Source organism: Paenisporosarcina sp. TG-14 (assembly GCF_000297555.1).
Lineage (GTDB): Bacteria > Bacillota > Bacilli > Bacillales_A > Planococcaceae > Paenisporosarcina > Paenisporosarcina antarctica.
This window is the reverse complement of the sequence record NZ_AMGD01000053.1, coordinates 1-8,520: the sequence shown is the minus strand read 5'-3', so window position 1 is coordinate 8,520 and position 8,520 is coordinate 1. Positions and strand designations below refer to the sequence as shown.

General features: G+C 34.2%; 7 protein-coding genes. All 7 read left to right on the top strand.

The features are described from left to right. The first annotated feature begins 278 nt into the window (after positions 1-278). Positions 279-848, top strand: coding sequence for a CBO0543 family protein (locus C406_RS0114210; RefSeq protein ID WP_017381315.1), 570 nt, complete (start codon positions 279-281; stop codon positions 846-848). Positions 849-1,165: 317 nt separating this feature from the next. Then, a complete protein-coding gene (trhA, locus tag C406_RS0114205; RefSeq protein ID WP_017381314.1) occupies positions 1,166-1,810 on the top strand; it encodes a PAQR family membrane homeostasis protein TrhA in 645 nt (214 codons plus the stop codon). 96 nt (positions 1,811-1,906) lie between these two features. Next, positions 1,907-2,206 carry a DUF4359 domain-containing protein gene (locus tag C406_RS0114200; RefSeq protein ID WP_017381313.1) on the top strand — a complete coding sequence of 100 codons (300 nt, stop codon included), beginning with the start codon at positions 1,907-1,909 and terminating at the stop codon, positions 2,204-2,206. Between the two features lie 166 nt (positions 2,207-2,372). Beyond that, a complete protein-coding gene (locus C406_RS0114195; protein ID WP_017381312.1) occupies positions 2,373-3,470 on the top strand; it encodes a threonine aldolase family protein in 1,098 nt (365 codons plus the stop codon). A gap of 318 nt (positions 3,471-3,788) precedes the next feature. Next, positions 3,789-5,684, top strand: coding sequence for a PrkA family serine protein kinase (locus C406_RS0114190; protein WP_017381311.1), 1,896 nt, complete (start codon positions 3,789-3,791; stop codon positions 5,682-5,684). Positions 5,685-5,825: 141 nt separating this feature from the next. Continuing rightward, the gene (gene yhbH / locus C406_RS0114185; RefSeq protein WP_017381310.1) at positions 5,826-6,989 is read left to right on the top strand and encodes a sporulation protein YhbH; all 1,164 of its coding nucleotides are present in this window, start codon (positions 5,826-5,828) and stop codon (positions 6,987-6,989) included. A gap of 55 nt (positions 6,990-7,044) precedes the next feature. Continuing rightward, complete coding sequence (locus C406_RS0114180) at positions 7,045-8,448, top strand: SpoVR family protein (protein WP_017381309.1); 1,404 nt, start codon at positions 7,045-7,047, stop codon at positions 8,446-8,448. Positions 8,449-8,520: the final 72 nt, after the last annotated feature.

Here is an 8,520-nt window from a genome sequence, read left to right as displayed (position 1 = left end):
ACTTGAGTTGACAATTTACAAATTAAAATAAAAAAGAAGAAAAAGAAAAGGGTAAAAAAGGGTAAAATGTCAGAACTCATCATTATTGTTCACTGCCTTAACGATCAGGTTGAAATGGTGGAAGAAATTCTTTGGGATAATCTGGCACTTGGTGTTGCCAAGATGGACAATTCCTTCACACAAGTATAATTCGATTTTATTAACTAATGGATTAGCTTATATAAACATATCGTTATTTTCGGGAATTAACCGAAGTGAATTTGTTTGGAGGAGTTAAAATGAGCGTTCAAAATAAGACAGACTATGTACAAGATATTATTGAAATACAAAATAAACTATTTGAAATTAATTATACCTTTTGGATTGAACATGTACTCTTCTCCTTCAACTGGTGGTTTCTCATCATATTAACAATTTTGCCATGGGGAATATGGTGGAGATTCGTAGATAAAAAAAGAATAATAGAAATCTCACTTATGGGAACGCTTGTTATGATTACATCTGTCTTCTTAGATGTGGTGGGAATCTCATTTCTTCTTTGGGGATATGCATATAAGGATATACAAATGATTCCACTACTTAGTCCAATTGATTTAACAATTTTGCCAATTGTTTATATGTTTGTATACCAACTTTTTTCGAAATGGAAATCCTACCTCATTTCTCTTATTGCGGCGGCAACAGTATCTGCTTTTATCGTAGAGCAACTATTTGAGTGGATGGATATCTATCAATTATATAGCTGGAAACACATTTATTCGTTCTTCATTTACATTGCAATTGGTATCGTTTTCAAATGGCTTATTCAGAAAATGAAAGAACATCAAGTTCAGGAATCGGTAGAATAAAAAAATCGAGATTGATTATTCCTGTGACGGATATGATTGAAGTCAGGTAGTTCTCCATAATAAAACAAACCCAAATTATCTTTATGATATTTGGGTATTTTGTTTGGAGATATATGGCTTGTAGGAAATTACATTTTGATATTTACAAGGTGAAAATGGATATAAATAGACTTAATTATACAAAAAAATATTCATATTGTAGAATAGATAGTGAAGACTAATCAGTTCCCTACATCATGAAAAGAATCACAAATATGAAATTCAGACTTTTTTTATCGTCTTGCATCAATTGTTATACTTTAGGAGGTACAGATATTTTGAGTAATAAAATAGGTAAAGATTTTTCAAAAGGTGAAGAAATAGCCAATTCAGTAACACACGGCATAGGAATATTATTAAGCATAGCAGCCCTTGTACTACTTATTGTATTTGCAGCTATGAAAGGTGACGCTTGGGACATTGTCACATTCACTATTTATGGTTTTACCATGACTTTTTTATATACATCTTCAACATTATTGCATAGTTTCCCAAATGGGAAAGCGAAAGATTTCTTTGATTTTTTGGATCACTCTGCCATTTATTTTTATATTGCTGGTAGCTATACGCCTATTTTATTATTAGTAATTCAAGGTGCTTTAGGTTGGACTCTATTTGGAATTGTATGGTTTTTAGCAATCGCAGGGACTGTCTTTAAAGCTTTCTTTGTAAAAAGATTTATCGTTTTATCCACCATTCTATATGTTGTGATGGGTTGGATCATTATATTTGCTTGGAATCCTCTTATTGAAAACTTATCAAAAGAAGCATTAATTTTGTTGGTTTCAAGTGGATTATTATATACGTTAGGTTCCGTATTTTATATGTGGCGAGGTTTTAAATACCATCACGCAGTGTGGCATTTGTTTGTCATGGGTGGAAGTGTTGCTTTCTTTTTCTTTGTGTTAATTTATTTAATTTGACCAATAAAAACTTTTTTTAGCTATTTACTAATATGAGAAATTATTTAGTATAAATTCTAATTTATTAGGCAATGCTAGATTAAAAGAGGTCAAAACATGAAAAAACAGTATATCATTTTAATTACACTTATACTTATCGTACTATTCGCCTTAACATCTAATCCATCAAAAGATGATTACGTCTCATTTGTTAAAGATGAAAGCAACGGAGAAAGTAAACTGGTAGTAATGATTAAAGGTCCAATAATTGATTCGTTTACCACTAAAAAGAATTATGGTATTTTTTCTTTATACGAGACTAAATTTGAAGAAGAAAAAGAAGAAAAACTTTTAGCGGTTGGTCTTTTCAATAATTTCATCTGGGTCAATGCCCCTGAAAACTCACCAGAAAAATAGGTGAGTTTTTTCGTTTAGAACTATTAAATTAATAAAATTTTTTCCATGGAATTTGATCTAAAAAAAAACTACTATCACCATTCGTAATAAATTCTGAATATTTCTCTACTATGATGCTATATTTAACTTGTAAAAAGTATTCTGAAAAAGAATGGAGTCAAAAACCATGAGCGAAAAGAATCTTTTGTTCGAAGCATTTAAACAAACCAAGTATCAGGTAGCTGGTCATGGGAAAAGAGAGGTTCATATACTAAAAGAGGCATTGCAAGAATTTGATGGCCAGCAAGAAAGTGATATATATGGTAAGGGGAAAATTATCGAAGACTTTCAAGTGAAAATGGCAACTTATTTAGGCAAAGAAACGGCGGTATTTTTCCCAAGTGGAACGATGGCGCAGCAAATTGCTTTAAGAATATGGTGTGATAAAAAAGATCTGAGAAAAGTTGCATATCATCCATTATGCCATTTAGAGATTCATGAGGAAGATGGATTAAAGGAATTGCATCAAATTGAGCCTGTTCTACTTGCTAATAAAAATAGATTGATTGAATTAGACGATGTGTTGAGTATGGAAGACGAAGTAGCATGCATATTGCTTGAATTACCTCAACGTGAAATTGGCGGTCAATTACCAGACTACGAAACGATAGAAAATATTTCCGAATATTGCTGTAATAAAGGAATTAAGTTACATCTGGATGGCGCTAGATTATTTGAAATCCTTCCATACTATAAAAAGTCTGCAGTTGAGGTTTGTAGTCTTTTTGATAGTGTGTATGTTTCTTTATACAAAGGAATTGGTGGGATTGCCGGAGCAATTCTTGCGGGTGATAGAGATTTTACTGAGAAATCGAAAGTATGGAAAAGACGTCACGGCGGGGATTTAATCAGTCTGTATCCGTATATAATTAGTGCTGATTATTATTTTGATCAAAGATTAGAAAAAATGGAGCAATATTATGTAGAAGCGAAAGAGCTCGCTCAGATGTTTAACTCCTGCCATGCAGTGTCCACTATGCCGTTAGAACCTGTTTCAAATATGTTTCATGTCCATTTTCATACATCAAAAGAGCAGCTAGAGGCTGTTTTAGTGGGAATTTATGAGGCTACAGAAGTTGGTTTAACTAGCTACATAAGAGCAACAAGTGAGGAAGCGTGTTATTACGAAGTAAGCATTGGAGACCTGTATGCTGCTCTACCTAAAGAAAAAGTGAAGCAGGTATTTCTAATGCTTGATCAGAGAATGAGAGAACTGAAGAATTAAATTCATATTTAATGGCAATCTGCTAGTGTTATGAAAAAATCTAAATAGGACTTCTACGAGTATAAAGCTCGTAGGAGTTCTATTTTTTGGGCAGGATTTTCAGTAAAGATAATTAAAAGGAATTCATGATCAACAAAAAATACAGTATAGTGCTAGTGCTTTTAAGTGAATCTGAAGTGTTTTCACCTGTTGCTACTCTTCCATTTCCCCTAGAATAAGTGATTAAATTAAGAACAACTAAGATAACTAAAACTATTCGGTATTTTAAGTCATCTTCGCTCATATCATGTATTAATCAAGCCCTGAATGGAGGGAACTATGGATATTTTAAATAAGGTGAAGAGTTACCGTGAAGAAGAAAACAAACTTAAGTGGGAAGGCACATTTTCCGAATACTTAGCCATTGTGAAGGAAAGACCAAGCGTTGCCCAAACGGCTCATTCACGCGTTTATAATATGATAAAGAGTTCTGGTTTAACGGAAAGAAACGGTCAGAAATTGTACCATTTTTTCGGGGAAGAAATATTTGGGCTTGAGCTGGCGCTTGAACGACTTGTAGAAGAATACTTTCATCCAGCTGCAAAAAGACTTGATGTTCGAAAACGTATTTTACTCTTAATGGGGCCAGTTAGTGGTGGGAAATCGACCATTGTAACACTGCTAAAACGTGGTTTTGAGAAATACTCCAAGACAGATGAGGGCGCAGTTTATTCAATTAAAGGTTGTCCTATGCACGAAGATCCACTCCACCTTATTCCGCATGAGTTGCGTACCGATTTTTTTGATGAGTATGGGATTCATATAGAGGGAAGTTTGTCACCGTTAAACGTAATGCGGCTTGAGAAGGAATATCATGGACATCTTGAAGATGTAATGGTTGAGCGTATTTTCTTCTCTGAAGACAAACGAGTTGGAATCGGAACGTATACTCCATCTGACCCGAAATCACAAGATATTGCTGATTTAACGGGTAGTATTGATTTTTCAACGATTGCAGAATTTGGTTCTGAATCTGACCCTCGTGCCTATCGTTTTGATGGTGAATTAAATAAAGCAAACCGTGGAATGATGGAATTTCAAGAAATGTTAAAATTAGATGAAAAATTCCTTTGGTTGTTGTTATCTTTGACACAGGAAGGTAATTTTAAAGCAGGTAGATTTGCATTAATTAGTGCTGATGAGTTGATTGTAGCCCATACGAACGAAACAGAGTATCTTTCATTTATTTCTAATAAGAAAAATGAGGCACTTCATTCAAGAATTATTGTCATGCCGATTCCGTACAATTTAAAAGTTAGTCAGGAAGAACGGATTTATGAAAAAATGATTAAGGATAGTGATATGACGCATGTACATATTGCTCCCCAGGCACTTCGAGCTGCTGCAATTTTTTCGATTTTGACAAGACTGGAAGTTCCTAAAAAACAAGGTATTGATATTGTGAAAAAAATGCGACTTTATGATGGGGAAAATGTGGAAGGATTTAACCAAATTGATGTCGAGGAACTTCAGAAGGAGTTTCCAAATGAAGGGATGAATGGAATTGATCCGCGTTATGTGATCAACAGAATTTCATCAGCAATCATTCGTAAGGAAGTTCCATCCATTAATGCACTGGATGTTTTACGTTCACTAAAAGAAGGGCTAGACCAACATGCCTCTATTTCAACGGAAGACCGGGATAAATATATGAATTATATTGGCATAGCTAGAAGAGAATATGATGAAATTGCCAAGAAAGAAATTCAAAAAGCCTTTGTCTATTCCTATGAAGAGTCAGCAATAACGTTAATGGATAATTACCTTGATAATGTAGAGGCATTTTGTAATAAGAATAAAATTAGAGATGTGCTAACGGGTGAAGAAATGAATCCCGACGAAAAACTAATGCGCTCCATAGAAGAACAAATTGGCATTTCAGAAAATGCTAAAAAAGCGTTTAGAGAGGAAATACTCATTCGCCTTTCTGCCTATGCTAGAAAAGGAAAACGTTTTGAATATAACTCTCATGAGCGTTTACGTGAAGCCATTCAAAAGAAACTTTTTGCGGATTTAAAAGATGTTGTCAAAATTACCACTTCATCCAAAACACCAGATGAATCACATCTCAAAAAGATTAACGAAGTAGTCGCTAGATTAATTGATGAACATGGTTATAATTCTATTTCAGCCAATGAATTATTACGTTACGTTGGTAGCTTGCTCAATCGCTAATGTATTAATATGGATGAAAACAAGACTGATTACTTTTCATTAGTCTTGTTTTTTTTTATTAATTACTGGCAATAACTTGTTTGCTGAAGCATATTATAAGAGAATCAAAAACTTTCTAATAATAGATGGGTGTGGGTATAAATGAACGAAAAACCTAATGATCGTTTTGTCATCTCACAGGAAAACTGGACTCTCCATCGAAAAGGACACCAAGATCAGATCCGACATATGGACAAAGTAAAAGAAGCGATTAAGAATAATTTACCCGACTTAATTAGTGAAGAGAGTATTATCATGTCAAATGGACGAGATGTTATTAAAATTCCAATTCGTTCGTTAGATGAGTACAAAATTCGATACAATTCCGATAAGTCAAAACACGTTGGCCAAGGGGATGGCGATAGTAAAATAGGTGATGTTGTTGCTGGTGATTCTGAGGATGGAAAAAAAGGTTCAGGGAAAGGGAAAGAAGCTGGGGACCAAGCAGGGCAAGACTTTTATGAAGCAGAGGTCACAATATCCGAGTTAGAAGATGTTCTTTTCAAAGAGATGGAGTTACCGAACTTGAAACGAAAAGAACAAGCTGACACAACAACCGAAAAAATTGAATTTAATGATATTCGCAAAAAAGGACTTATGGGTAACATTGATAAGAAGCGCACGATATTAACAGCTATCAAAAGAAACTCTATAAATGGAAAGGCTGAAATTACACCAATCCATAATGATGACTTACGTTTTAAAACATGGAATGATGTGCTGAAACCTGAATCCAAAGCAGTTGTTCTAGCAATGATGGATACGAGTGCGTCCATGGGTAACTTTGAAAAATATATGGCTAGAAGCTTCTTTTTCTGGATGACTAAGTTTTTACGTTCCAAATATGAAACGGTTGAAATTGAATTTATCGCTCATCATACAGAAGCTAAAGTAGTTTCAGAAGAAGATTTTTTTTCAAAGGGAGAAAGCGGTGGAACCATTTGTTCATCCGCTTATGAAAAAGCACTAGAGCTAGTTGAACAAAAGTACAATCCAGCGCTGTTCAATATTTACCCATTTCACTTTTCAGATGGAGAAAATATGTCGAGGGATAATGAAAAGTGTGTGAAGCTTGTAAATGAACTGATGGAAGTTTCCAGCATGTTTGGATATGGAGAAGTGAATACGCATAGTCGATATTCAACATTAATGACCACATATAAGTCAATTTCTAACCCTAAGTTTCGTCACTATGTATTGAAAGAAAAACATGATGTTTACAATTCATTAAAAAGCTTTTTTCAAAAAGATATGACTTCCGTTTGAATGGGATAGTGCATGCACTTGGAAACGAAAATAAATAGTCGAAGGGATTTAATTGATGGAAACAAAACTTCATCGTGCAATTGCTGAGATCACTGAAATTGCCTCTGGATTTGGCCTTGATTATTATCCGATGCATTATGAGATTTGTCCTGCTGATATTATTTATACATTCGGTGCTTACGGCATGCCAACACGTTTTACCCATTGGAGTTTTGGAAAGCAATTTCATAAAATGAAACTGCAATACGATTTGGGATTAAGTCAAATTTATGAGCTAGTCATTAATTCAAATCCTTGTTATGCGTTTTTACTGGATACAAATAGTTTAACGCAAAATAAGCTCATTATTGCTCATGTACTTGCCCACTGTGACTTCTTTAAAAATAATGTTCGCTTTTCCAATACTAGAAAAGATATGGTCGAGAGCATGACGGCAACCGCTGAGAGAATTGCTAATTATGAAATGCTTCATGGTAAAGAAGAAGTAGAACGTTTTTTAGACGCTGTATTAGCCATTCAAGAGCATATTGATCCTTCCATTATCAGACCTAAACTACCAGACTATGTTTTGGATGAGGAAGAAGAAGAAGAAGTTGTGCGTAAAACTGCTTATGATGATTTGTGGAATTTAGATCGATCAGCAGCTGATAAGAAAAAAGCAATCGTTCAAAAAAGAAAAAAATTCCCACCTAAGCCTGAGAAAGATTTATTACTATTTATTGAGCAGTACAGTCGTGAACTGGAAGATTGGCAACGCGATATTTTAACCATGATGCGAGAAGAAATGCTTTATTTTTGGCCACAGTTAGAGACGAAAATTATGAATGAAGGCTGGGCCAGCTATTGGCATCAACGTATCATAAGAGAAATGGACTTAACAACTGATGAGGCGATTGATTTTGCTTCATTAAACGCTGGGGTAGTTCAACCTTCTAAAACATCTATTAATCCATACTATTTGGGATTGAAAATTTTTGAGGACATCGAAAAGAGATACGATAATCCAACCGCAGAAATGATCAAATTAGGAGTTAAGCCAAATTCAGGTAGAGAAAGAATGTTTGAAGTAAGAGAAATTGAATCAGACATTTCATTTATTCGGAACTACTTAACAAAAGAATTGGTTAAGAAGGAAGATCTGTACCTATTTGAAAAAAAGAGTGGAAAGTATGAAATTACAGATAAAGATTATGAAAATGTAAGAGACCAGCTTGTCTCTATGAGGGTAAATGGAGGGTTCCCATATATTGTAGTTGAAGAGGGAGACTACTCTCGCAACGGTGAACTGTATCTAAAACATGGCTATGAAGGAACCGAACTAGATCCTCACTACTTAGAAAATGTACTGCCATATATTTATCAACTGTGGGGACGTTCTGTTTATTTGGAAACGTATGTAGAGAATAAACCTATTCTTTATTCGTATGATGGAAAAAAAGTATTTCGTCGTTTATTATAACTATTTACAAAACAAAAACAGATAGACATGATTGTCAGGAAATAATTCGAAAACATAGCGGAGACTTAGAAT